Consider the following 1,551-nt stretch of genomic DNA (forward strand, 5'->3'; position numbering starts at 1 on the left):
ACGGCGCGGCGCCGAACACCGGGTACAATGCCATCTCGCTTGCCGCCGGCGGCACGCTCGAGGGCGCGGGCCTGCTGATGGCCGGCAATTTCAGCGAGGCGGAAACCATCGTCGGCCCGGGCACGATTCTCGCCCTCGGCCCGGCGCCGCTCAGCATCGCCGCCGGCAGCATCGGCGGTTCGATCGATCTCGCCATCGCGCCGGGGGCGGTGCTGGAGCTCGGCGCCGTGCAGCCGCTCTACGGCGTGTTCAACGCCACGCCGGTCACCGTCGGCGCCGATGCCACGATCAGCTTCGCGCCGGGCGCCAGCGCGGGGCAGGACGGCACCGGGTATGCCAGCACCCTGGGCGAGCAGGGCGGCGTCCTCGTGCTCGACGACCCGACGGATTTCGCCGCCACGCTCGCCGGCTTCCGCCCCGGCGACCGCATCGCCTTTCCCACCCTCACCAACCTGTCGGTCTTCAATGTGTCCCCGACTTCGTTCGAGGTGGCCGGCGTCGTCATCGGCAATACCGCGCAGAGCGAGATCGTCACCATCCATGCCAGCCTGGCCGCCGGCGTGTCGCCGGTGGTGGAGACGGATTCGGCCGGCGATCAGGTGATCGGCCTGCGGGCGAGCAGCGCCGCGCTCACCCTGAACGACGTGCCGGCCGCCGGCGCCTCGATCGAGGCGGTGAACGGCATCGCCACGCCGATCATCGGCCTCGGCCTGCTGGTGCCGAGCGACGGCTCCGCCGGGCTGCAACTGACCGTCAGCGCGAGCCATGGGCAGATCGCCACCGGCGGCGGCGCGGCCGTGGGGTCGCTGGTGCTCTCGGCCGCCAACGCGCTCGACCTGAACGCGGAACTCGCGGCGCTCGACTATACCGCGCCGGCGGGCGGCACGGGCGATGTGCTGAACTTCACCGGCGGCACCGGGCTCGCCGGGCTGAGTGCCGCGATCGGCATCGCGATCGCCCCCGCCGGCACGCTCGACTTCACCGGCGCCAATGGCGGCCTGTTCAATGCCGGATCGTCGTGGCAGGGCGGCGCGCCGCCGGCCAATGGCGATGTCGCGCTGCTCGGCCCCCATGCCGGCGCGCCGCTGCTGGTCGAGGGGCCGGGGGTCGCCGGCACCGTGTCGGTTGCCGGAGCCTATGATTTCGCCGGCACGTTCGATCTGCCCGCGAGCGGCGCCGCGCTCGATATCGGCGCCGGCGGCTTCGCCCTGTTCGACGCCAATGCGGCGGCGACGCTCGGCGGCGGCGCGCTGGTCGGCGACGCGCAGGGGACTGGCACCCTGGGCATCGCCGGCACTCTCGATGCGGCGGGAACGATCGATGTCGGCGGCGCGGCAGTATCGGGCAATGACGTCCTTGAGGTGACCGGCAGCCTCGCCGCCGCCGGGCTTGCCCTCGGCACCGCTGCCGCCGGCACGTTCGAGCTGGGTGGCACGGCATCCTTCGGCGCATCGGCGCTGGGCACCGGCGCCCTGCTGCGCGAAGCCGGCACCGCCTCGCTCGCGCTGGGCAGCCTCGCGCTCGCCGGCGGCATCGTCTCGCTCGGCAACG

The 1,551-nt window shown here is 73.7% G+C and carries 1 pseudogene; it reads left to right on the top strand.

The features are described from left to right. Positions 1-1,551 (top strand): annotated as a pseudogene (locus APM_RS09280) (hypothetical protein); the annotation flags it as partial.

Origin of the sequence: Acidiphilium sp. PM (assembly GCF_000219295.1) — a bacterium.
GTDB classification, from domain to species: domain Bacteria; phylum Pseudomonadota; class Alphaproteobacteria; order Acetobacterales; family Acetobacteraceae; genus Acidiphilium; species Acidiphilium multivorum.